The sequence below is a fragment of the Streptomyces gilvosporeus genome (genome assembly GCF_002082195.1).
Classification (GTDB): Bacteria; Actinomycetota; Actinomycetes; order Streptomycetales; family Streptomycetaceae; genus Streptomyces; species Streptomyces gilvosporeus.
The window spans coordinates 1,954,642-1,977,380 of the sequence record NZ_CP020569.1 but is presented as its reverse complement, the minus strand read 5'-3'; the positions used below and the strand labels follow the sequence as shown (position 1 = coordinate 1,977,380).

Here is a 22,739-nt window from a genome sequence, read left to right as displayed (position 1 = left end):
AGGCCGTTGGCAAGGTCACATTTCGACGGCCTTGATTCGGGGGACGAGACTGGATGTACTGGCTAGTAACATGACGGGCGGCGCGGGGATCCGTATCCGACCCGGAGCCGCCCCAATAGGCGCCTATGCTGCCGGTACAAGGCAGTTCTGAAGAGACGATGCAGGTAGGAGAGCCGGCGTGAGCTTGAGGATCGTTGTCTGTGTGAAGTACGTGCCCGACGCCACCGGCGACCGGCACTTCGCCGAGGACCTGACCGTCGACCGTGACGACGTGGACGGTCTGCTCTCGGAGCTCGACGAGTACGCCGTCGAGCAGGCCCTGCAGATCAAGGAAGCCGCCGACGACGCGGAGATCACGGTGCTGACCGTGGGCCCCGAGGACGCCAGTGACGCGCTGCGCAAGGCGCTGTCGATGGGCGCCGACAAGGGTGTCCACGTCGAGGACGACGACCTGCACGGCACCGACGCGCTGGGCACCTCGCTCGTGCTCGCCAAGGCCATCGAGAAGACCGGCTACGACCTGGTCGTCTGCGGTATGGCCTCCACCGACGGCACCATGGGCGTGCTGCCCGCGCTGCTCGCCGAGCGGCTCGGTGTCCCGCAGGTGACCCAGCTCTCCGAGGTCTCCGTCGAGGGCGGTGTCGTCACCGGCCGCCGCGACGGCGACACCGCCAGCGAGCAGCTGGAGGCCTCGCTGCCCGCCGTCATCTCCGTCACCGACCAGTCGGGCGAGGCGCGTTACCCCTCCTTCAAGGGCATCATGGCCGCCAAGAAGAAGCCGGTGGAGTCGCTGGACCTGGAGGACCTGGAGATCGAGGCGGACGAGGTCGGCCTCGAGGGTGCCTGGACCGCCGTCGACGAGGCGGCCGAGCGTCCGGCCCGCACCGCCGGCACCGTCGTCAAGGACGAGGGCGAGGGCGCCAAGCAGCTCGCAGAGTTCCTCGCGGGTCAGAAGTTCATCTAAGGGCCGCTGGCAGCGCCCGCTCCTCAACCGCCGTCATTCTTCCCGCAGGAGAGCAACCCCATGGCTGAAGTCCTTGTCTACGTCGACCACGTGGACGGTGCCGTCCGCAAGCCCACCCTCGAGCTGCTCACGCTGGCCCGCCGCATCGGCGAGCCGGTCGCCGTCCACCTCGGTGCGAACGCCGAGGAGGCCGCGAAGGTCCTCGGCGAGCACGGTGCCGTAAAGGTGCTGGCCGCCGACGCCCCCGAGTTCGCCGAGTACCTCGTCGCCCCCAAGGTCGACGCGCTCCAGGCCGCCTACGACGCGGTCTCCCCGGCCGCCGTGCTGCTGCCGTCCTCCGCCGAGGGCAAGGAGATCGGTGCCCGCCTCGCGGTCCGCATCGGCTCCGGCATCATCACCGACGCCGTCGACCTTGAGGCCGGCGACGAGGGCCCGGTCGCCACGCAGTCCGTCTTCGCGGCGTCCTTCACCACCAAGTCCCGTGTCTCCAAGGGCACCCCGGTCATCACCGTGAAGCCCAACTCCGCCGCCCCCGAGGCCGCCCCGGCCGCCGGTACGGTCGAGCAGCTCGCGGTGACCGTCGCCGACTCCTCCAAGGGCACCAAGATCGTCTCGCGCACCCCGCGCCAGTCGACCGGCCGCCCGGAGCTGACCGAGGCCGCGATCGTGGTCTCCGGTGGCCGCGGCGTCAACGGAGCCGAGAACTTCCCGGTCATCGAGGCGCTCGCCGACTCGCTCGGCGCGGCCGTCGGCGCCTCGCGCGCCGCGGTGGACGCCGGCTGGTACCCGCACACCAACCAGGTCGGCCAGACCGGTAAGTCGGTCTCGCCGCAGCTGTACATCGCGGCCGGTATCTCCGGTGCGATCCAGCACCGCGCCGGTATGCAGACCTCGAAGACGATCGTCGCCATCAACAAGGACGCCGAGGCGCCGATCTTCGACCTCGTCGACTACGGCGTGGTCGGCGACCTCTTCGACGTCGTCCCGGCCCTGACCGAAGAGGTCAAGACCCGCAAGGGCTGACCCGTCTTCGGACCGGCACCGCCGAGGCCCCGTACGCATGTGCCGTACGGGGCCTCGGCGCGCTCTCAGTCGCCCGTCGCTCCGTCGATCCGCTCGCGCAGCAGATCCGCATGGCCGTTGTGGCGGGCGTACTCCTCGATCATGTGGACGTAGATCCAGCGCAGATTCAGCTCCTTGCCGGTGCGCTCATGGACGAAGGTCTCGTCCAGCCCGCGGCCCTTGACCGCCGCGTCGGCCGCCTCGATCTCGGCGCGCAGTGTCGCGAGGTCCGCCTCGGCCCCGGCCGGGTCGGCGTCGTCGAAGTCGGCGTCGATGTTGCGGTCGAGGTCGTAGAGGTCCTCGATCTCCTCGCCGGCGAAGCGCTCGCGGAACCAGCTGCGCTCGACCAGTGCCAGATGGCGCACCAGCCCGAGCAGGGTGAGGGTGGAGGGCGGGGCGCTCGCCTGAACGAGCTGCTCCGGGGTCAGCCCGGTGCACTTGGCGAGGAGGGTGTCGCGGTGCCAGTCGAGCCAGCCCTGGAGCATCTCGCGTTCGCCGGCCGCGGTGGGCATGTCGCGGCGGGTGATCTGTGGTGCGGTCCATGTCATGCGGCGAGTCTGGCGGGGGCGGTGGCGGTGTGCCACGGAGTTATGGATCTCCGGTGCGGGTCCGTGATCTGCGCCGCCTCGGGCGAGAGGGTGTTGACCTCGCCAAACCGACACAGTTAACTTCGCTATACGGATTGTTGATTCCGTGAAGTGGAAAGGCAAACCCGCCCGACGCATGTCGGGCGAAGGACCGGGAGGGTGTCGAATGGGGCAGCAGGAGACCGTGGCGACGAGCCTTGCGGACACCGTACGCGAGGGCATCGCCGCCGCACTCGCCGCGGTGGACGCCGATCTGGCGCGGCGCTACCCGGGCGACCCCGGCACCCGCCAGCCGGTCCACACGGTCTACGTCCCCGGCGACGCCTTCGCCGCCGACACCATCCGCTCCTGGGGTGACCAGGCACTCGCCGCCCTCGACGAGCACGCCCCCGACGCCGCCTCGCTCGCCGCCGTCCTCGATATCCCCGAAGCCCTCGCCGGACCCGTCTACCAGCGGGTCCGCGCCAAGCTGGAGCGCGAGCCCGTCGAAGACCTGCGCATCGACTTCGAGGACGGCTACGGCGTGCGCTCGGACGCCGAGGAGGACGCGGACGCCGCCCGCGCCGCCGCGCTCGTCGCCGCCGCCTACGAGAACGGCACGGCCGCCCCGTACATGGGCATCCGCATGAAGTGCATGGAGGCCGCCGTCCGCGACCGCGGCATCCGCACCCTGGACATCTTCCTCACCGGCCTGATGGAGGCCGGCGGCCTGCCCGACGGTCTGGTGCTGACCCTGCCCAAGGTGACCTACACCGAGCAGGTCACCGCCATGGTGCGGCTGCTGGAGGCCTTCGAGAAGGCCCGCGGCCTGGAGAGCGGCCGGATCGGCTTCGAGATCCAGGTGGAGACCACCCAGTCGATCCTGGGCCCCGACGGCCGCGCCACGGTCTCCCGCATGATCGAGGCCGCCAAGGGCCGCGCCACCTCCCTGCACTACGGCACCTACGACTACAGCGCCTCCTGCGGCATCAGCGCCGCCCACCAGTCGCTGGACCACCCCGCCGCCGACTACGCCAAGACCGTGATGCAGGTGGCCGCCGCGGGCACCGGCGTCCGGCTCTCCGACGGCTCGACCAACATCCTGCCGGTCGGTACGACGGACCGGGTCCACGAGGTCTGGCGGCTGCACCACGGCCTCGTCCGCCGCTCGCTGGCCCGCGCCTACTACCAGGGCTGGGACATGCACCCCGGCCACCTCCCCACCCGCTACGCCGCGGTCTACGCCTTCTACCTGGAGGGCCTCGAACAGGCCGCGGCCCGGCTCGCGGCCTATGTCGCCAAGGCGGGCGGCGACGTCGCCGACGAGCCGGCCACGGCCAAGGCCCTGGCCGGGTATCTGCTGCGCGGCCTGGACTGCGGTGCGGTCGCCTCCGGCGAGGTTGCGCGGCTTACGGGGCTGACTCGCGCCGACCTGGACTCGCTGGCCGGCCGTACGCCGTTCGGCGGTTAGCCCCACGTTGTCGGCCGTCCCGCCGTGGGGGTTGTTCGCCGTTGCGCCTGCGGCGGGCCCGTCGGCTGCGCTTTGCCTGAGCCGACGTTCGGGCTTTCCCGGCGTTGCGCCTGCGGCGGGCTGTTCCGCTGGCGCGGGGCTGTTTGGCAGCGGCACCGGCCCTACACGGCTCCGCCGCTACGGCCCGGCACCTCCCCGTTGGGGGTGGAGAAAAACGGTGGGGGTGGACCACCGGCCTTCTTCCCGCCCACCGTCGGGAGGGGCCGCGCCGCAGGACGAAGTCCGGAGGCGTGGCACCGCACCCGTACCAACCCACGCCCGCCGCTGGGGGTACCTCCCAGCGTTAGCTGGGGGAGCAACGGCGGCAAACCCCTACGGCGGGAAAGTCGAAAACGTGGGGCGCTACCCCACGGGCGCCGTCTCGCCCGATCCGCGCGCAATCAGGCGCGTGGGGAGCACCACCCGCCGCGGCGGGTCGTCCGCGCCTTCCAGGCGGCGGAAGAGCAGCCCGGCGGCGGTCCGGCCCAGTTCGGCCGCGTCCTGGGCCACGACCGTGATGGCGGGCCGTACGAGATCGGCCAGTTCGAAGTCGTCGAAGCCCACCAGGGCGACCGGGCGCGGGAGTTCGCGCAGGACGCGGACGGCGGTGACGGTGACGCGGTTGTTGCCCGCGAACAGCGCGGTGACCGGCGCGGGCCCCTCCAGCATGGCGGCCGCGGCGGCCCGTACCCGCTCCGGCGCGGTGGAACCCGGCGCCACCCAGGACTCCTCAACCGGCAGTCCGGCCGCGGCCATTGCGGCGCGATAGCCGCGCAGCCGCTCGCTGGCGGTGTGGATGCGCGGCTGGTCGCCGATGAAGCCGATGCGGCGGTGGCCGTGCGCGATCAGATGGGCGACCGCCTCCCGGGCGCCGCCGAAGCTGTCGGAGAGCACCGTATCGGCGTCGATCCGGCCGGCCGGACGGTCCACGAAGACCGTCGCGACCCCCGCGGCGATCTCCGGCTCCAGGTAGCGGTGGTCGTCACCGGCCGGGATCACGACCAGCCCGTCCACCCGCCGCGCGCACAGCGCCAGCACCAACTCCTGCTCCCGGGCGGGGTCTTCGGCGCTGGAGCCGTTGATCAGCAGGGCGCCGTGGGCGCGGGCGACCTCCTCGACGGCGCGGCTCAGGGGCCCGTAGAACGGGTCGGCGAGATCCTCCAGGACCAGGCCGATGCTGGCCGTACGGCCCTTGCGCAGGATCCGGGCGGAGTCGTTGCGGCGGAAGCCGAGCGCCGCGATGGCCTCCTGGACGCGGCGTTCGGTGTCCGGGGTGACGCCCGCCTCGCCGTTGACCACGCGGGAGACCGTCTTGAGACCGACGCCCGCGCGCGCCGCCACATCCTTCATCGTGGGCCGGGTGCCGTAGCGACGCGAGGTGCCCTGCGCGGTGTCCGTCACGGTGTGCGGTCCTCATTCTGTAGGGGGCTTGCGGAGGGGCGGGGGGTGCCGTCGAGCATAGCCTCTGGACAACGTTGTCAGCTGCGGTAAGACTGGCGTTCTCACGCCGGGCCGACCGGCCCCGGACCCCGGGCCCACCAGGAGATTTCACACCGATGCAAACGGACCTGAGCGCAGCGCTCGACATTGGCGGCACCAAGATCGCCGGAGCCCTGGTGGACGCGCACGGCAGCATGATCGTACGGGCCGCCCGGCCCACCCCCGCCGACCAGGACGGGGCGGCGGTGATGCGCGCGGTGGCCGAGGTGGTCCGGGAGCTCGCCGCGGCACCCGAGTGGGCGCGGGTGGCGGCCGTGGGCATCGGCAGCGCGGGGCCCGTGGATGCCTCGGCCGGTACGGTCAGCCCGGTCAACATCCCCGGCTGGCGCGACTTTCCGCTGGTCGCCGGGGTGCGGGCGCTGGTCGGCGAGCGGCCGGTGACGCTGGTCGGCGACGGGGTGGCGATGACCGCGGCCGAACACTGGCAGGGCGCGGCCCGCGGCCACGACAACGCCCTGTGCATGGTGGTCTCCACCGGGGTCGGCGGTGGACTCGTCCTGAACGGTCGGCTGCATCCGGGCCCCACCGGCAACGCCGGGCACATCGGCCACATCAGCGTCGACCTCGACGGCGACCCCTGCCCGTGCGGCGGCCGCGGCTGCGTCGAGCGGATCGCCAGCGGCCCCAACATCGCCCGCCGCGCGCTGGCCGACGGCTGGCTGCCGGGCCCCGACGGCGACACCAGCGCCGCCGCCGTCGCCGCCGCGGCCCGCGCCGGTGACCGCGTCGCCGTACGGTCCTTCGAGCGGGCCGCCCAGGCGCTGGCCGCCGGGATCGCCGCCACCGCGACACTGGTCGAGATCGATATCGCGGTCATCGGAGGGGGAGTTGCGGGCGCCGGAGACATCCTCTTCGCCCCCCTTCGTCGCGCCCTGCGCTCCTACGCCACACTGTCGTTCGTGGCGGACCTGACGGTCGTACCCGCTCAAATGGGGACGGACGCCGGAGTGGTGGGGGCAGCGGCCGCCGCACAACAGTCCCGTCTCGATGCCTTCGCACCCCTGCCCTGAGGTCACCCACCGCACCCGCGCGCCCCTTAGTCTGTTGCCGACCGCGCCGTGCTCCGCGAGGGATGCGGCGTACGGGCCAGGAATCGGGTATCGAGGGGATCGGCGACGATGACACCGGGGGAGCGCGAGCGCCGCGGCGCGGATGAGCCGGACGGCGCGAGCGGCGAGGCGGCGGTCGCACCGCCCGGCAACGGGGCACCCAAGGCCGCTTCGGCGAGCGGCCCCAAGCGCGGTACGGACGCCGATCTGACCGGGCGGGTGATCGGCGGCCGCTACCGCGTCACCGGCCGGCTCGGCCGCGGCGGAATGGGCGTGGTCTGCCGCGCCGTGGACGAGGTGCTCGGCCGCGAGGTCGCCGTCAAGGTCCTGCGCGCCTACACCGACGCCTCCGCCCCCGAACTCGCCGATCTGCGCACCCGGATGCAGCGCGAGGCGCGGGCCGCGGCCCGTATCCGCCACTCCGGCGTGGTCACCGTGCACGACGTCATCGACGAGGACGGCCGCCCCGTCATCGTGATGGAGCTGATCGACGGGCCGTCGCTGGACGACGCCCTCCAGCAGCGGGGCCCCCTCGATCCGCGGGAGATCGCCCGGATCGGCGCCCAGGTGATGGACGCGCTGGACGCCGCCCACCAAGTGGGCGTGCTGCACCGCGATGTGAAGCCGGGCAACGTGCTACTCGACCGCAGCGGCAGGGTGGTGCTCACCGACTTCGGCATCGCCAGCATCGAGGCGCCCGGCGACGGCGCCACCACCAACATCACCCGCAGCGGCGAACTGGTCGGCTCCCTCGACTATCTGCCGCCCGAGCGCGCCCAGGGCCAGGACCCCACACCGGCCTCGGACATCTGGTCGCTGGGCATGACCCTGTACGCGGCCGTGGAGGGCAGCGGCGCCCCGTTCCGCCGTACGTCGGTGTATTCCACGCTCACCGCGATCGTCACCGAACCGCTGCCGGAGCCGCAGCGGGCCGGGCCGCTCACGCCCGTACTGCACGCCCTGATGGCCAAGAACGCGGCCGACCGGCCGTCGGCCGCCCAGGCGCGCAGCATGCTGACGGCGGTGGCCGAGGGGCGCGAGCCGTCGGCGGCGCCGGTGCCGGGGGCGCCGCATCTGCCCACCGCCACCGACATCCGGCCGCTGCCGACGCCGCCGCCTCCGCCGAAGGATTTCCCGCAGGGTGCGGGTGGCGCGGTGGCCGGAAGTGGCGGTAACTCCGGTGCGCCGCCCACCAGTTGGTTGTCCGGCGGTCCCGGTGCCCACGGCGGCGCGGCGGGCCCGGCCGCCTCCGCGACCCCGCCCGAGGCCGACACCCCCGTCTCGGCCCTCAGCCCCGGCTTCGACCCGCCGGGCGTGGTGAGCGGCCCGGCCGTGGGGGACACCGGCACCCACCCGCATCCGAGGAACGCGCCCGGGGGCGACACCGCGCGGCTGCCCGCCCGCCGCCGGCGCCGCCTGGTGCTCGCCGTTGCGGCGGCGCTGGCCGTCCTCGCCACCGGCGGCGGGGTGACCTATGCCCTGGTCGGCGGCGGCCCGAGCAAGACCGTCGCGGACGACGGAGGGCAGTCGGCGCCGCCGGCCGGAAAGCCCTCGCCGGTCGCCGACCCGAGCCCGTCCGGCAGCAAGCAGGCGGGCAAGGGCAACGGCACGGCGGGCGGCAACGGCAAGGAGAACGGCACCACTGCGTCGCCGTCCGCCTCCCAGGAGCCCTCGTCGGACCCGACCGGCAAGGACACCAAGCCGGGTGCGTCGGGCGGGAGTCTGGGCGGGCTGCTCGGCGGGTCCACGGGCGGCGGTCACGGCGGTACGTCGGGTGGTACGGACGGCGGCACCTCCGGTACGTCCGGCGGCAGCGGTGGCGGCACCGGCGGCACCAGCGGTGGCGGCGAGCCCACCCCGAAGACCTCGTGCGTCTCCATCGGCGGCGGCAAGACCAACTGCGACGTCTGGCGCTCCGCGACCTCGTACACCGCGTCCTTCCAGCAGGTCGGCACCGTCAACGCGGGCACCAACTACTTCTACTGCCAGGCGAATCTGGGCCGACGCGAGACGTACGGGAAGTGGACGAACGTCTGGTGGGCCAAGACCGATGACGACAGCGGGAACACCGGTGTCTACATCAGCGTCGTCTACCTCACCGGCGGCGCGAACGATCAGCCCATTCCCGGCCTGCCCACCTGCTGACGCTCCACGGAGACGCGGTAGACGGCGATGCCGTGGGCCGGGACCGTGGCGGAGACGGCGCCTGTGGTCTGCGAGGTGCGGTGTTGCCACAGGTCGCGCAGCCGGTAGCGGTCGGCCTGGGGGAGGCCCACGTCCCGGGCGGTGGTCGACAGGCGCTGCGGCGTTCCCGTCTCGTTGAAGAGGGCGACGGCGCGATCACCGTTCGCCAGCGGTTTGACCAGCGTCCAGCGGCCGGAGTCGGAGGCCACCACCGTGGCCTGCTTGCCCAGCGCGTCCTGGTCGAGCGCGATGACGTCCTTGTTGCCCAGGATGGCGAGGGTTTCCGGGGTCGCCGTGCGCAGATCGGAGCCGATGAGCAACGGGGCGGACATCATGGCCCAGAGGGAGAAGTGGCTGCGGTACTCGGTGTCCGTCATCCCGCCGTTGCCGACCTCCAGCATGTCCGGATCGTTCCAGTGGCCGGGTCCCGCGTACGGGGCCAGCGGCAGGTTCTGCTTGAGGATTCCGAGCATGCTCGACCAGTTGTCGTCGATGTCCCCGGTGGTCCGCCACAGATGCCCTACGTCCGCAGCCCACTCCCAGGGCCTGTTCTCGCCCCATTCGCAGATGCTGTAGACGATGGGGCGCCCGGTGGCCCGGAGGGCGTCCCGCATCGCGCGGTAGCGCTGCTTGGCGTCCACGCCCTGGTTGTTGCAGTTGTCGTACTTGAGGTAGTCCACGCCCCAGTCGGCGAACTGGCGGGCGTCGGACGTCTCGTGCCCCAGGGCACCGGGGAAGCCGTTCTCGTTGCAGGTCTTGGTCCCCGCGCTCGTATAGATCCCGAACTTCAGGCCCTTGGCGTGGACATAGTCGGCGACGGCCTTGAGCCCGTGCGGGAAGCGCTTCGGGTCCGGTACGAGCCTGCCCCCGCCGTCCCGCGCGGGCAGCGCCCAGCAGTCGTCGAGGTTGACGTAGCGGTATCCGGCGTCCTTGAGCCCCTTGGCCGTGAGCAGGTCGGCGATGCCCTTGACCATGCCCTCGTTGAACTCGGCCCGGCAGTGCGTGGAGTTCCAGTTGTTGAACCCCATCGGCGGGGTCTTGGCGAGCCCGCCGGGTAACCGGGGCGCGGGCGCCTGCCCCGGGGAGGGCGGCGTGCCTGCCGTGCACAGCAGCGTGGCGCACAGCGCTGCGAGGAGGCGTATCGGGCCCTGGATGGTGCGGATGCGAACGCGCATGGTCGCGTCCTCCGTCTCCGTCTTCGCGAGAGGTGTGGGGCAACTCCCCGTCCTGGGTGTGTGGTTACGGTAGAGCTTGTTGAAGTCTGTTGGAAGAGGTGCGGTCGTGGTCGTTCGTCCGGCCCTCGCGCCGTCCGTGCCCCGCCCGTCAGGAAGTCGAAAGCGGGCGGCGACTCGTAGCGCGTCGCCGGATCGGCGAAATGCCGCGGGCGGCGGGTGAACACCGGCGCCGCATTCCGCTGACGCCTTATCGGGCGACGGGGCAAGGGGCGCTATACCCGCCGCATACCCGCCGCGACCTCCCCGTCCTGAGCCCGCACCCGGGAATGCGCATTCCGCGCGGCGTGCCCCGATCCGGCGCCGCTTTCGCCGGCGCCTGCGAAATTCCGGCCGCCCGCCATTCGGTCCGCCCGCCTTTCCGCCCGCCTGAATCCGGGATTCCGACACCGGAAATCCCCGCCGCCGCCGACGGGCCGCCAGGCGGCCGAGAACCGGGCCACTGACCGCTCGATGGGCCGCCGTCATATGCGACGAGGGCCCGTATCCAGGTGAGGGTTTCGGTACTGGAGGGGCGGGGGAGCGCTTGTTTGCCGGGGGCTTCGCGACGGGGGATGCACTGACCGGCATCCGTCTTCCCGAGCGTTTCCATGGCAGGGTGTTCCGGGCAACTCACCTGGGTCTAGGGAAGAGGGGAAACCGTGATCGTCTGGCTGAACGGCACGTTCGGTGCGGGCAAGACCACTGCGGCGCATGAATTGCTCGACCTGCTTCCCGGAAGCACGCTCTACGACCCCGAACTCCTCGGCAGCGGACTGCGGTTGATGCTGCCGGCCAAACGGCTGGAGGAGATCGACGACTATCAGGACCTGCCGTCCTGGCGGCGGATGGTCGTGGACACCGCGGCGGCGCTGCTCACCGAGGTGCCGGGCCCCTTGGTGACGCCGATGACGCTGCTGCGCCAGGAGTACCGCGACGAGATCTTCGGTTCCCTCGCGGCCCGCCGGATCCCCGTACAGCATGTTCTGCTCCATGCGGAGGAAACGATCCTGCGCGAGCGCATAGCCCGGCGTGCGGAGCCGCCGGGCGGTGCCCCCGAGGCCCAGGCGTCCGTACGGCGCTGGTGCCTGGAGCATCTGGGCCCGTACGCCGACGCACTGGAATGGATCACCGGCGACGCCCATGTCGTCGACACCAGCCGGCTCACGCCCCGGCAGACCGCCGAACAGGTCGCCGAGGCGGTCCGCACCGGCGCCGGCGTCTGCGACATCGTGCAGACCCCCCAGCCGACCGCGGAGACCATCGCGGCCGGCGTGCTGCTCTTCGACAGCCAGGACCGGGTGCTGCTGGTCGACCCGACGTACAAGCCCGGCTGGGAATTCCCCGGCGGCATCGTGGAACCGGGCGAGCCCCCCGCCCGCGCCGGAGTACGCGAGGTCGCCGAGGAACTGGGCATCCGGCTGCCCCGGGCGCCGCGGCTGCTGGTCGTCGACTGGGAGGCGCCCAAACCGCCCGGATTCGGCGGTCTGCGGCTGCTGTTCGACGGCGGCACACTCACCGAAGAACGGATCCGGACCCTGCTGCTGCCCGGCGCCGAGCTGCGCGCATGGCGCTTCGTGACCGAGCCGGAGGCCGAGGACATGCTCCCGCCGGTGCGCTGGAACCGGCTGCGGTGGGCCCTTCGGGCCCGGGAGGGCGGGTGCCCGCTGCACCTCGAGGCCGGGGTTCCCGTGGGGTAGCCGTACGTTTTTGGCTTGCCCGCCGTAGGGGTTTGCCGCCGTTGCTCCCCCAGCTAACGCTGGGAGGTACCCCCAGCGGCGGGCGTGGGTTGGTACGGGTGCGGTGCCACGCCTCCGGACTTCGTCCTGCGGCGCGGCCCCTCCCGTGAGTGGGGGGGAAGAAGGCCGGTGGTCCGCCCCCACCGTTTTTCCCCACCACCAACGGGGAGGTGCCGGGCCGTAGCGGCGGAGCCGTGTAGGGCCGGTGCCGCTGCCGAACAGCCCCGCGCCAGCGGAACAGCCCGCCGCAGGCGCTACGGCGAGAAAGCCAGAACGTCGGCTCAGGCAAAGCGCAGCCGACGGGCCCGCCGCAGGCGTGACGGCGAACAACCCCTACGGCGGGTCAGCCGACAACGTGGGGAGAATAGCTCTGCAAGAACCGCGCCACCGCCAGCGACAGCCGCTCCAGTTCCCGCGGCGACACGCTCTCGTTGACCGCGTGGATCTGTGCCTCCGGCTCGCTCAGGCCGATCAGCAGGATCTCCGCGTCCGGGTAGAGCCCGGCCAGCGTGTTGCACAGCGGGATCGAGCCGCCCATACCGGCCGTCTGCATTTCCTGGCCGTCGTACGCCTCGCGCAGCGCGGCCGCCATCGACGCATACGCCGGGCTGTCGGTGTCCGCCCGGAACGGCTGCCCCTGCCCGATCTGCTCCACCGCGACCCGCGCACCCCACGGGGCGGCGCTCTCCAGATGGGCGGCCAGCAGCTGCGTCGCCTCCACCGCGTCCGTGCCCGGCGGCACCCGCAGGCTCACCAGCGCCCGCGCACCCGCCTGGACCGACGGCGTGGCGCCGATCACCGGCGGGCAGTCGATCCCGAGCACCGTGACGGCCGGCCGCGCCCAGACCCGGTCCGCGACCGTCCCGTTGCCGATCAGCTCCACACCGTCCAGCACCTTGGCGTCCTTGCGGAAGTCCTCCTCCGCGTACTGGAGGCCCTCCCAGACGGCGTCCGCCGCAAGGCCCTTGACCGTCGTCGAGCCGTCCTCGTCCCGCAGCGAGTCCAGGATCCGGATCAGCGCCGCCAGCGCGTCCGGGGCCGCGCCGCCGAACTGGCCGGAGTGCAGATTGCCCGCCAGTGTGTCGACCTGCACCCGCACCAGCGTCATCCCGCGCAGCGTCGAGGTCACGGTCGGCAGCCCGACCCGGAAGTTGCCGGTGTCACCGATGACGATGGCATCCGCGGCCAGCAGCTCCGGGTGCGCCTCGGCGTACCGCTCCAGGCCGCCCGTGCCCTGCTCCTCGGAACCCTCGACGATCACCTTGACGTTGACCGGTATGCCGCCGTGCTCCTTCAGCGCCCGCAGCGCCGTCAGATGCATGATCAGGCCACCCTTGCAGTCGGCGGCGCCGCGCCCGTACCAGCGGCCGTCGCGCTCGGTCAGCTCGAAGGGAGGGGAGACCCAGGCGTCCTCGTCGAGCGGCGGTTGCACGTCGTAGTGGGCGTACAGCAGGACCGTGGGGGCGCCGGCCGGGCCGGGCAGGAAGCCGTACACGGACTGGGTGCCGTCGGGGGTGTCCAGCAGGGCCACGTCCTGGAAGCCGTCCGTCCGCAGCGCCGTGGCGATCCAGTCGGCGGCCGCCTCGCACTCGCTCTTGGGGAACTGCGCGGGATCCGCCACCGACTTGAACGCCACCAGCTCGGCCAGCTCGGTGCGGGCGCGGGGTTGCAGCGCGGCGACGGTGCGCGCGAGCGGGCTGTCGGCGCTTCCGGACATGGGGGACATGGAACGCTCCTTGTGGGGGCGACGATGCGTACGCGGCCCGTCCGTCCTTGTGGGCCGTACGGGCCGGACGTACGGGGATGACTGCACCCGATCTTCCCACAGGAGCTCCGCCGGACCGTGGCCCGTAGGATCGGGGTGGTACGGCAGCAGGCATCGAACGGGAGCGAACGCACAGGTGAGCAGCGAGCACGCAGCCGAGAACAACCAGCAGGTGTGGGACGTCGTGGTGGTGGGCGCGGGGCCCGCGGGCGCCTCGGCCGCGCACGCCGCGGCGTGTACCCGACGCCGGGTGCTGCTCCTGGAGAAGGCGGAACTGCCCCGCTACAAAACCTGCGGCGGCGGCATCATCGGCCCCTCGCGCGACGCCCTGCCGCCCGGCTTCGAGCTGCCGCTGAGCGACCGCGTGCATGCGGTGACGTTCTCGATGAATGGCAGGCTGGCCCGCACCCGCCGCTCCAAGCACATGCTCTTCGGGCTTATCAACCGCCCCGAGTTCGATGCCGGGCTGGTCGAGTCGGCCAAGGATGCGGGCGCCCGGGTGCGTACCGGTGTCACGGTCGCCCGGGTCGAACAGCACGGCGCCGAGGTGCCGGACCGCCGGACGGTCGCGGTGGTGCTGTCCGACGGCGAGGTGGTGCTGGCCCGCGCGGTGGTCGGCGCCGACGGTAGCGCGGGCCGGATAGGCGGGCACGTCGGGGTCAAGATGGCGCAGGTCGACCTCGGGCTGGAGGCCGAGATCCCGGTGCCCGACACGGTCGCCGAGGACTGGGCGGGCCGCGTACTGATCGACTGGGGCCCGATACCGGGCAGTTACGGATGGGTCTTCCCCAAGGGCGACACCCTCACCGTCGGCGTGATCTCCGCCCGCGGCGAGGGCGCGGCGACCAAGCGCTATCTGGACGACTTCATCGGCCGCCTGGGGCTGGCGGGTTTCGAGCCGAGCATCTCCTCCGGCCATCTGACGCGCTGCCGCGCCGAGGACTCGCCGCTCTCCCGCGGCCGGGTGCTGGTGTGCGGCGATGCGGCGGGCCTGCTGGAGCCGTGGACCCGCGAGGGCATCTCCTTCGCGTTGCGCTCGGGCCGGCTCGCGGGGGAGTGGGCGGTGCGCGTCGCCGAGGCCCATGACGGGGTGGATACCCGCCGCCAGGCCCTCAACTACGCCTTCGCCATCAAGGCGAGCCTGGGCGTGGAGATGGGCGTGGGCCGTTCCCTGCTCGGCATCTTCTCCCGCCGCCCCGGCCTGTTCCATGCCGCCCTCACGGGCTTCCGGCCCGCGTGGAACGCCTTCGCGAAGATCACCCGCGGGACGACGACCCTGGCGGAGCTGGTCCGCACCCATCCGATGGCCCGGCGGGCGCTGGAGGCGTTCGATCGGCCCTGAGGGGCGGCCTCTTCGTTCCTCGGTGTTCTTCGGTGCTCTTCGGTCAGGATTCGGTGATCCGGAAGACGGGGTGGCGCGGGGCCGCGGCCAGGAGGTCGTCGTCGCTGGAGTCGGCGGTGATCTCCCCGAAGAACAACTTCACCTCCCACCCCCAGCGCTGGAGATACGCGCGCAGCACCGCCGGGGTCTCGGCGGGGGGCAGCTCGACGGCGGTGAACGGGCGAACGCGGCGCCCGACCCGCAGTTCGCCGCCGCCCGCCGCGCGCATATTGCGCACCCACTCGGAGTTCCCGCGCGCCGAGACCAGGTAGCGGCCGTCCTCGTACGTCATCGGGTTGACGGGGACGCGCCGCCATTCCCCGCTCTTACGCCCCCGGACGGCGAGGTCCGCCGAGCCGGCGAGGCTGATGCCGCGCCGGGCCAGCCATCCGATGATGCCGTTGAGCCGGGCGGCGAAACGGCCGGGCTTGAGGTAGCGGGACGCGGACATGGTGGACCTCCGGTGAGGTGATCGGCTCTCTGCGAGCGGCTATCCATGATCGGTTAGATCGGTTAGATCGGGTAGATCGGTTAGATCCGTTATCTGTTTCGAGAGCGGTGCTCTCGCTTGTGAGTAGTGTGCGCACGGTTCGGTGACATTGCAAGAGCAGTGCTCTCTTTTTTTTGCGACGCTCTCGTATTGGTGCACTGCTCCACTCCATGTCAGACTGCCCCCATGACTGCGATCCGAGGCGCCAGGGAACGAGCTCGTAGCGAAATCACCGCCGCCATCAAGGACGAGGCGCGCCGCCAACTCGCCGCCGAGGGCGCCGCCAAGCTCTCGCTGCGCGCCGTGGCCCGCGAGCTCGGCATGGCGTCCTCGGCGCTCTACCGCTACTTCCCCAGCCGCGACGACCTGCTGACCGCGCTGATCGTCGACGCCTACAACGCCGTCGGCGAGGCCGCGGAGGCCGCCCGCGATGCCGTGACCGGCGCCGACGCCAAGCGTCCCGTCGCCCGCTGGAGCGCCGTCTGCGCCGCCGTCCGCACCTGGGCGCTGGCCCATCCGCACGAGTACGCGCTGATCTACGGCTCCCCGGTACCCGGCTACACCGCCCCCCGCACCACCACCGGACCCGCCTCCCGCGTCGGCCTCGCACTGATCGGCGTGGTCCGCGACGCGTATGCCGCAGGCGCCCTGAAGGAGCCCGCTGAAACACTGCCCGACGCGGTGGTGGGCGATGCGTTCACCCTCGGCGCGGAACTGGGCGTGGAGCTGCCCAGTGCGGTCCTGACGCGGCTCGTGGGTGCCTGGGCGCAGCTGTTCGGGCTGGTGAGTTTCGAGGTCTTCGGCCAGTTCAACGGGGTGGTCGCGGCCCGTACCGAGTTCTTCGAGCAGGCAGTCCACCAACTGGCCCGAAGCGTCGGTCTGGCCACCCCGCGCTAGGCCCGCCGACGGGTCGGCGCCCAACCCGTCCTCCGGGCCCGCCCTGCCGCCTACTACCCCGGGAGTACTGCCGCCCACCGCCCTGGGGTGACGCGCTCGGGCCGGGGTGCGGTCTAGCGTTGCGGGCATGGACACTGCACGGCCGCCGTGGGTGCGGCGCTGCCTGGGGCCCGTGCGGGCACCGTGGTCGCCGGTGGGCGCGGAACCGAGGAGCTGGGCGGGGGCCCGGCTGCCGTGGATCTCGACGGTCGCGGTGACGGTCTTCGTCACGCTCGGCTCGGTGTTCGCGGCGCACGGCCAGCCCGGCCGGATGCCGCTCGACGGCTTCGGGCGGGCGCTGCTGATCCTCGGCGGCGCCCTGCTGCTGTTCCGGCACCGCCTGCCGCGTACGGTCGCCATCGGGACGTCCGCCCTCGCCGCGGTCTACTTCGCGGCCGGCTATCCGTACGGGCCGGTGTTCCTCACCGTCGCGCTGGGCGCCTTCGCGGCGATCCTCGCCGGGTACCGCCTCGTGACGTGGTGCGCGCTGGGCGGCCTGTGGGTCGGTCATCTCCTCGTGGGCCACTGGCTCTACCGCTGGCTGCCGCCCCCGCACGGCCGGCCCGCCCCGTGGGGGGACGAACTGTTCGTCGCCGTCCTGATCGTGGCGGTGGTGGCCGTATCGGAGCTGATACGGGTGCGCCGGGGGCAGTTCGCCAGGGTCCGCGCCGAGCGGGCCGCCGCCGAGCGGCGCCGGGCCGACGAGGAGCGGCTGCGGATCGCCCGCGAGCTGCACGACGTCCTGGCCCACAGCATCTCCGTCATCAACGTCCAGGCGGGGGTCGGGCTGACCCTGCTGGACAGCGATCCCGAGCAGGCGCGTTCGGCGCTGACGACCATCAAGGCCGCGAGCAAGGAAGCGCTCGGCGAGGTGCGGCAGGTGCTGGACACCCTGCGCGCCCCCGGGGACGCCCCGCGTTCCCCGGCGCCGGGCCTGGACCGCCTGCCCGAGCTCACCGAACAGGCCCGGAGCGCGGGGCTCGCCGTGACCGTCACCGCCGAGGGCACCCGCACCGCACTGCCGCCCAACGCCGATCTCGCCGCCTTCCGCATCGTCCAGGAGGCGCTCACCAACGTCGTGCGTCATTCCGGCTCGCGCACCGCCCGCGTCCGGCTCCGGCACGCGCCCGGCGCCCTGGAGATCGAGGTCGACGACGACGGCCCGGCGACCGCCGCCCCGGGGGAGCGGGCCGGCGGCAACGGCCTGATAGGGATGCGGGAGCGGGCCGCGGCCCTCGGCGGCACCGTCGAGGCGGGCCCCCGTGCGGACGGCGGCTTCCGGGTCCGGGCGCGGCTCCCGCTGTCCGGCTCCCGTGGCGCGGCCGCCCGTACGGACACCCCCGGCGCCCCCGAGGAGGAGTCGTGATCCGGGTACTGCTCGCCGACGACCAGCTGTTGGTGCGCGCCGGGTTCACGGCGCTGCTGGACGCCCAGCCGGACATCGAGGTGGCCGGTGAGGCGTCCGACGGCCAGGAGGCCCTGGAGGCCGTACGCCGGCTGCGCCCGGACGTCGTGCTGATGGACATCCGGATGCCGGTCCTGGACGGCCTGGCCGCGACCCGCCGGATCACCGAGGACCCGGCGCTGTCCGGCGTCCGGGTCGTCATGCTGACCACCTTCGAGCTGGACGAGTACGTCTTCGAGGCGATCCGCTCCGGCGCCTCCGGTTTCCTCGTCAAGGACACCGAACCGCAGGAACTGCTGCGCGCGGTGCGGGCGGTCGTCGCGGGCGATGCGCTGCTCTCGCCCGGTGTCACCCGGCGGCTGATCGCCGAGTTCGCGGCCCGCTCCAAGGAACCGGCCGCGGCCGGCGCGCTCTCGGCGCTGACCGAGCGGGAGCGCGAGGTGATGGCGCTGGTCGGCATCGGCCTGTCCAACGAGGAGATCGCCCGCCGACTGGTCGTCAGCCCGCTCACGGCCAAAACCCATGTCAGCCGCACCATGGTCAAACTGGGTGCCCGGGACCGCGCCCAACTGGTTGTGCTGGCCTACGAGTCGGGGCTGGTACGCCCCGGCTGGCTGGGTTGACGCCACGCCATGTCCCTGCGCCACCACGGCGCACCGGGGCACTCCGGAGCGGCCGGGCGGCGGCGCATAGGCTGGCCGGATGGGGATACGAGCCCGGATGGGGATACGAGGCGGGGGCCGGTGGCGGGGGACGCCGCGGGCGGCGCGGGTGGCGGGCGCGGTGTATGTGATCGGTTTTCTGGAAGGGACCGGTGCCCATCTGCGCGATCTCGTCCAGGGCGGAATCCACGTCTATGCGCCACTGGGGCCGCCGCCGTTGCAGATGTTCTTCGTCGCCCTGGTGGTGCTCGATCCGCTGACCGCGGTGCTGGTGGCGGGCGCCCGGCCGCTGGGCGTACGCCTTGCGGTGGGCGTGATGACGCTGGATGTCCTGACGAACTGGGCCGTCAACTGGCCTTGGGTGCAACGCGATCCGGGGATCCTGCTGCGGCCTGTCGGCCTGCTGCCGATCACCCTCTTCGGACTCTTCGTCGTGGTCTGCGCGCGCCCGCTGCTCGGGGCCCTCGGCCGGGCGGCGGGCGCCTCGACGCTCAGCCCGCGCTCTGCTGCCGCCACAGATCCAGCACCGCCGCATCACCGGTGACCGTCAGCCCGTCCCACGGCAGGCGGTTCCACAGCGCCAGATAGAGCTGTTCGGCCGGACCCTCGACGGTGCAGTCCACCCCGGTGCCGGGCTCCTGGGCGAAGAGGTCGACGGTCCGGTCCGCATCGGCCGCGTCCGTGGCGCGCACCCGCAGGGTCCAGGGCGCGTTCGCCGGTATGCGGCGGCGGTCCTTGGCGCGGAACATCGCCAGGCGTTCGTCGATGCCGTCGGCGGCGAAGGAGGCCGGGAGGGGCGTGAGCGTCGCGCCTGCGGCCTGCTGGGCGTCCACGCGGTGCACCGAGGTCTCATGGGCCTGCCGCCGGGCCCAGAAGGCCAGCGGCGACGGCGCGGACAGAAACGTCCAGGCCTTCAGGTCCGGCGGGGCGGTGTGCAGCGCCACCACCAGGCGGTGATGCCCTTCGCGCAGCCAGGACACCCGCTCCCGGTCGGCCAGGTCCGGGGCCACGGGGAACTCCGCAGGTTCGTCGGCGGGCCGCGTCACGCACTCCGTCGCCCAGCGGTGCACCCGGCCGACATGGGTGACCAGATCCCGTATCCGCCACTCGGGGCAGGAGGGAACCGGGGCATCGGGGCCGGCCTGCTCTGCGGCATCGGCCAGCAGCCCTCCGTCCAGCCGCAGCGCTTCGACGAACTGAGTGATCTCCATGCCGACGAGTGTGCCAGCCGCCTCTGACAACGGCCCGGCGCGGGCCCCTCGCCCGGCTCCTCCAGGCCTCGCCGGGCCGATGCCGCCGTCTGCGGCCGTTCGCGCCCGCCGCGTCACGGTGGGTCCGGCGGCCGGGTCCCCCGTTCCCCGCCGCCGGTGCTTCACCCCCGTCGGCCCTGATGCGCCCCGCGCGTCAGGTACGCGATGACCACCGCGAAGGCCGCCAGCCCGGCGACCGTCGTCAGGGCGAGCGGCAGCCCGAACGCCTGCCCAAGGAAACCGATGGCGGGCGGGCCCAGCACCATGCCGCCGTAGCCGACGGTGGACGCCGCGGCCACCCCGCCCGGACCACCGACCTCGCCCGCCCGGGCGATGGCGATGGGGAAGATGTTCGCAAGCCCCAGGCCCGCGACCGCGAAGCCGAGGCAGGCCGCCCAGGCGGTGGGCGCCAACGCGCCGAGCAGCATCCCGGCGCTCGCCGTCGCCCCGCCCGCGATCAGCGCACGGGCCGGGCCGATGCGCTGCACCACGGAGGTGCCCGACAGCCGCCCGGCGGTCATCGCCAGCGCGAACACCGCGTATCCGGCGGCGGCCAGGCCGGGCCCGGCGGCCAGGTCCTGGGCGAGGTGCAGCGCGCCCCAGTCGGCCATCGCGCCCTCCCCGTAGGCGGTGCACAGCGCGATCAGTCCGAAGACGAGCACGAGGCCGCGGCCGCGCACCCGTTCGCCACCGGGGCCGGATGCGGGCAGCCGCTCCGGTACGACGGGCGCCGGGTGGGCCAGCAGCGAGCGGCCCGCGACGCCCGCCACCAGGAGCCCGATGACGGCGAGCAGCACCAGATGGACGGTGGGGGACAGCGCCCCGGCGATCAGCCCGCCCAGTCCCGCGCCGAGCATCCCGCCCAGGCTGAAGGCGGCATGGAAGCTCGGCATGACGGGACGGCGCAGCGCGGCGATCAGATCGACGGCGGCGCTGTTCATGGCGACGTTGAGCGAGCCGTAGGCGGCCCCGAAGACCAGCAGGGCCAGGCCCAGCGCGAGCGCGGAGCGGGTCAGCGGCGGCAGCACGATGCTCAGCGCCATCGCGACGCCGGAAACGGTCGTCACGGCGTGGCTGCCGAACCGGCGGCACAGCCGTCCGGTGAGCGTCATGAACGCGACGGCACCCGCCGACACGCCGAGCAGGGCGAGCCCGAGGGCGCCCGGCCCGGCGCCGGTCTGCCCCTTGATCGCGGGGATGCGGACGACCCAGCCGGCGAACAGAAAGCCGTCCAGGGCGAAGAATGCGGTGATCGTCAGGCGGAGCCGGAGCAGCCGCGGGTCGGTGGAGGGTCGGGATGTGGAGCGCGTCGTACGGTTCCGGGCCCCCGTAAGGGCCGTCCGTATTTTGTTTAGCGTCGGCACAAAGTCAGAATAGGGGTGTGACCCAGAATCGGACAACCAGGTTGGAGCGGGGCCGTGGCGCCCTCGGACCCGCACTGGAGCTCGTACACACCGGCCGCGCGCCCACCCGGGCCGTTCTGACCTCGGAACTCGGCGTGACCCGTGCAACCGCCGGCGCGGTGGCCGCCGAGCTCGAAGCGCTCGGCCTGATCACCGTCGACTCCCGGCCGACCGCCTCCGCCGGCTCCCAAGGACGCCCCTCCCACCGGCTGTTCATCGACGAACGCGGCCCCGTCGTGCTCGCCGCCCAGATCCACGCCGACGGCTACCGCGTCGCCCTGGTGGGCCTCGGCGGTCGCATCGTGGCAACCGCCGCCGGCTGCGGCACCATCCCCGCCGACCCCGCCCACGTCCTCGCCGAGGCCGTCGCGGCCGGCTCCGCCCTGTTGCGCGAGTCCGGCCGACGCTGCCTGGGCGCGGGCCTCGCGGTGCCCTCCGCCGTCGCCGAACCGGACGGCGAGGCCCTCAACCCGCTGCATCTCGCCTGGCCCGCGGGCGCCCCCGTCCGCGAACTCTTCCTGCGCGCCCTGGCCGACGCCGCCATCCCCGGCGTCACCGAGCGCATCGGCTTCACCGGCAACGACGTCAACCTCGGGGCGCTCGCCGAACACCGCCACGGCGCCGGACGGGGCGCCCGCGATCTGCTCTGCGTCGCCTCCGGCCATCGGGGCGTCGGCGGCGCCCTGGTACTCGACGGCCGTCTGCACAGCGGCAGTTCGGGACTCGCCCTGGAGGTCGGCCATCTGACCGTCAACCCCGAGGGCGCGCCCTGCCACTGCGGCAGCCGCGGCTGCCTGGACGTCGAAGCGGACCCGCTCGCCTTCCTCGGCGCCGCCGGCCGCACACCGGGACCCGAGGGCTCCCTGCTCCACCAGTCCGTCGACCTGCTGCGCAACGACTACGCCGACCCGGGCGTGCGCGCCGCGGCCGACCTCCTCATCGACCGCCTCGGCCTCGGCATCGCCGGCCTCGTCAACATCCTCAACCCCGACCGCATCATCCTCGGCGGCCTGCACCGCGCCCTCGTGGAGACCGACCCCGAGCGGCTGCGCGCGGTGGTCGCCGACCGCAGCCTGTGGGGCCGCAGCGGCGGCGTGCCGATCCTGCCGTGCAGCCTCGACCACAACAGCCTTGTCGGCGCGGCGGAACTGGCCTGGCAGCCGGTGCTGGACGATCCGCTGGTGGTCGTCGACCGCTGACGGGCGCGGTCGCCGGCGGGACCCGCCATCCCTAGGGCATACGGGACCGCCGCCTCTAGGCTGCCGCCATGATTCCGGACACGCTCGCCCGCAGCACGTACGTCAGCCTGGTCACCCACCGCAGGAACGGCGCCCCGGTGGCCACCCCCGTATGGGCGGTGGCCGACGGGGACGAACTCCTGGTGTGGACGCGGGAGGACAGCGGGAAGGTGAAGCGGCTGCGCAACGACCCGCGGGTGACCCTCACCCCGTGCGATGTCCGCGGCCGCCTCACCGAGGGCGCACCGACTCTGGAGGGCACCGCCCGCCTCCTGGAAGGCGCCGATGCGCTCCTACGGGTGCGCAGGGCGCTGGCCGGCAAATACGGGGTGCGCTTCCGGCTGATGGACACCGGCGGCGCGCTGCTCCGGCGGGGCAGGCGGCCGCATGTGGGCATCGCCGTCCGGTTCTGACGTCGCCGGTC

General features: G+C 73.0%; 19 protein-coding genes and 1 pseudogene. 13 read left to right on the top strand and 7 right to left on the bottom strand.

Annotation, left to right across the window (positions count from 1 at the left end; translation table 11 throughout):
• The first annotated feature begins 178 nt into the window (after positions 1-178).
• Positions 179-964 carry an electron transfer flavoprotein subunit beta/FixA family protein gene (locus tag B1H19_RS08680; RefSeq protein WP_083104040.1) on the top strand — a complete coding sequence of 262 codons (786 nt, stop codon included), beginning with the start codon at positions 179-181 and terminating at the stop codon, positions 962-964.
• 60 nt (positions 965-1,024) lie between these two features.
• Positions 1,025-1,987: an electron transfer flavoprotein subunit alpha/FixB family protein gene (locus tag B1H19_RS08675; protein WP_083104039.1), complete on the top strand. Its 963-nt coding sequence runs from the start codon at positions 1,025-1,027 to the stop codon at positions 1,985-1,987.
• Between the two features lie 65 nt (positions 1,988-2,052).
• Here the strand turns inward: B1H19_RS08675 and B1H19_RS08670 are convergent, their stop codons facing one another.
• Positions 2,053-2,574, bottom strand: a complete 522-nt coding sequence (locus tag B1H19_RS08670) for a DinB family protein (RefSeq protein ID WP_083104038.1) — start codon at positions 2,572-2,574, stop codon at positions 2,053-2,055.
• 205 nt (positions 2,575-2,779) lie between these two features.
• Between B1H19_RS08670 and B1H19_RS08665 the strand changes: the two genes are divergently transcribed.
• Positions 2,780-4,063, top strand: a complete 1,284-nt coding sequence (locus tag B1H19_RS08665) for a DUF6986 family protein (RefSeq protein ID WP_083104037.1) — start codon at positions 2,780-2,782, stop codon at positions 4,061-4,063.
• Positions 4,064-4,465: 402 nt separating this feature from the next.
• On the opposite strand, the gene B1H19_RS08660 is transcribed toward B1H19_RS08665, so the two are convergent.
• The gene (locus tag B1H19_RS08660; protein WP_083104036.1) at positions 4,466-5,503 is read right to left on the bottom strand and encodes a LacI family DNA-binding transcriptional regulator; all 1,038 of its coding nucleotides are present in this window, start codon (positions 5,501-5,503) and stop codon (positions 4,466-4,468) included.
• Between the two features lie 155 nt (positions 5,504-5,658).
• Here B1H19_RS08660 and B1H19_RS08655 point away from each other — a divergent pair, with 155 nt between their 5' ends.
• Positions 5,659-6,612 (top strand): ROK family protein, encoded by a 954-nt coding sequence (locus tag B1H19_RS08655; protein ID WP_083104035.1) that lies wholly within the window; start codon positions 5,659-5,661, stop codon positions 6,610-6,612.
• Between the two features lie 108 nt (positions 6,613-6,720).
• Positions 6,721-8,796 (top strand): serine/threonine-protein kinase, encoded by a 2,076-nt coding sequence (locus B1H19_RS08650; protein WP_083104034.1) that lies wholly within the window; start codon positions 6,721-6,723, stop codon positions 8,794-8,796.
• Here B1H19_RS08650 and B1H19_RS08645 read toward each other — a convergent pair.
• Positions 8,778-10,010 (bottom strand): annotated as a pseudogene (locus B1H19_RS08645) (glycoside hydrolase family 27 protein); the annotation flags it as partial. The gene B1H19_RS08650 and the pseudogene B1H19_RS08645 sit on opposite strands and share 19 nt — an antisense overlap.
• Before the next feature lie 698 nt (positions 10,011-10,708).
• On the opposite strand from B1H19_RS08645, the gene B1H19_RS08640 reads away from it, so the two are divergent.
• Positions 10,709-11,746: an NUDIX hydrolase gene (locus B1H19_RS08640; RefSeq protein ID WP_083104032.1), complete on the top strand. Its 1,038-nt coding sequence runs from the start codon at positions 10,709-10,711 to the stop codon at positions 11,744-11,746.
• A 382-nt stretch (positions 11,747-12,128) separates the two neighbouring features.
• Here the strand turns inward: B1H19_RS08640 and B1H19_RS08635 are convergent, their stop codons facing one another.
• Positions 12,129-13,511, bottom strand: coding sequence for a dipeptidase (locus tag B1H19_RS08635; RefSeq protein ID WP_237289228.1), 1,383 nt, complete (start codon positions 13,509-13,511; stop codon positions 12,129-12,131).
• Positions 13,512-13,686: 175 nt separating this feature from the next.
• On the opposite strand from B1H19_RS08635, the gene B1H19_RS08630 reads away from it, so the two are divergent.
• Entirely contained in the window at positions 13,687-14,892 is a 1,206-nt protein-coding gene (locus B1H19_RS08630; protein WP_083104030.1) for a geranylgeranyl reductase family protein, read from the top strand.
• Between the two features lie 43 nt (positions 14,893-14,935).
• Here the strand turns inward: B1H19_RS08630 and B1H19_RS08625 are convergent, their stop codons facing one another.
• The gene (locus B1H19_RS08625; protein ID WP_083104029.1) at positions 14,936-15,382 is read right to left on the bottom strand and encodes a nitroreductase family deazaflavin-dependent oxidoreductase; all 447 of its coding nucleotides are present in this window, start codon (positions 15,380-15,382) and stop codon (positions 14,936-14,938) included.
• Between the two features lie 225 nt (positions 15,383-15,607).
• On the opposite strand from B1H19_RS08625, the gene B1H19_RS08620 reads away from it, so the two are divergent.
• The 4 genes from B1H19_RS08620 (at position 15,608) to B1H19_RS08605 (ending at position 18,968) form a co-directional block, all read left to right on the top strand.
• A complete protein-coding gene (locus B1H19_RS08620) occupies positions 15,608-16,318 on the top strand; it encodes a TetR/AcrR family transcriptional regulator (RefSeq protein ID WP_083104028.1) in 711 nt (236 codons plus the stop codon).
• A 127-nt stretch (positions 16,319-16,445) separates the two neighbouring features.
• Positions 16,446-17,723, top strand: a complete 1,278-nt coding sequence (locus tag B1H19_RS08615; protein ID WP_083104027.1) for a sensor histidine kinase — start codon at positions 16,446-16,448, stop codon at positions 17,721-17,723.
• The gene (locus B1H19_RS08610) at positions 17,720-18,385 is read left to right on the top strand and encodes a response regulator (RefSeq protein WP_083104026.1); all 666 of its coding nucleotides are present in this window, start codon (positions 17,720-17,722) and stop codon (positions 18,383-18,385) included. Before B1H19_RS08615 ends, B1H19_RS08610 begins: the two co-directional genes overlap by 4 nt.
• A 79-nt stretch (positions 18,386-18,464) precedes the next feature.
• Positions 18,465-18,968: a hypothetical protein gene (locus B1H19_RS08605; RefSeq protein ID WP_237289226.1), complete on the top strand. Its 504-nt coding sequence runs from the start codon at positions 18,465-18,467 to the stop codon at positions 18,966-18,968.
• Here B1H19_RS08605 and B1H19_RS08600 read toward each other — a convergent pair.
• Both B1H19_RS08600 and B1H19_RS08595 read right to left on the bottom strand, forming a co-directional pair.
• Positions 18,916-19,635: a maleylpyruvate isomerase family mycothiol-dependent enzyme gene (locus B1H19_RS08600; protein ID WP_083104025.1), complete on the bottom strand. Its 720-nt coding sequence runs from the start codon at positions 19,633-19,635 to the stop codon at positions 18,916-18,918. The two genes, B1H19_RS08605 and B1H19_RS08600, sit on opposite strands and share 53 nt — an antisense overlap.
• Positions 19,636-19,796: 161 nt before the next feature.
• The gene (locus tag B1H19_RS08595) at positions 19,797-21,038 is read right to left on the bottom strand and encodes an MFS transporter (RefSeq protein ID WP_083104024.1); all 1,242 of its coding nucleotides are present in this window, start codon (positions 21,036-21,038) and stop codon (positions 19,797-19,799) included.
• 17 nt (positions 21,039-21,055) lie between these two features.
• Between B1H19_RS08595 and B1H19_RS08590 the strand changes: the two genes are divergently transcribed.
• Together B1H19_RS08590 and B1H19_RS08585 are read left to right on the top strand one after the other, a co-directional pair.
• Complete coding sequence (locus tag B1H19_RS08590; protein ID WP_083104023.1) at positions 21,056-22,276, top strand: ROK family protein; 1,221 nt, start codon at positions 21,056-21,058, stop codon at positions 22,274-22,276.
• Positions 22,277-22,344: 68 nt separating this feature from the next.
• On the top strand, positions 22,345-22,728 hold the full coding sequence (locus B1H19_RS08585) for a PPOX class F420-dependent oxidoreductase (RefSeq protein ID WP_083104022.1): 384 nt from the start codon (positions 22,345-22,347) through the stop codon (positions 22,726-22,728).
• The last annotated feature ends 11 nt before the right edge of the window (positions 22,729-22,739 follow it).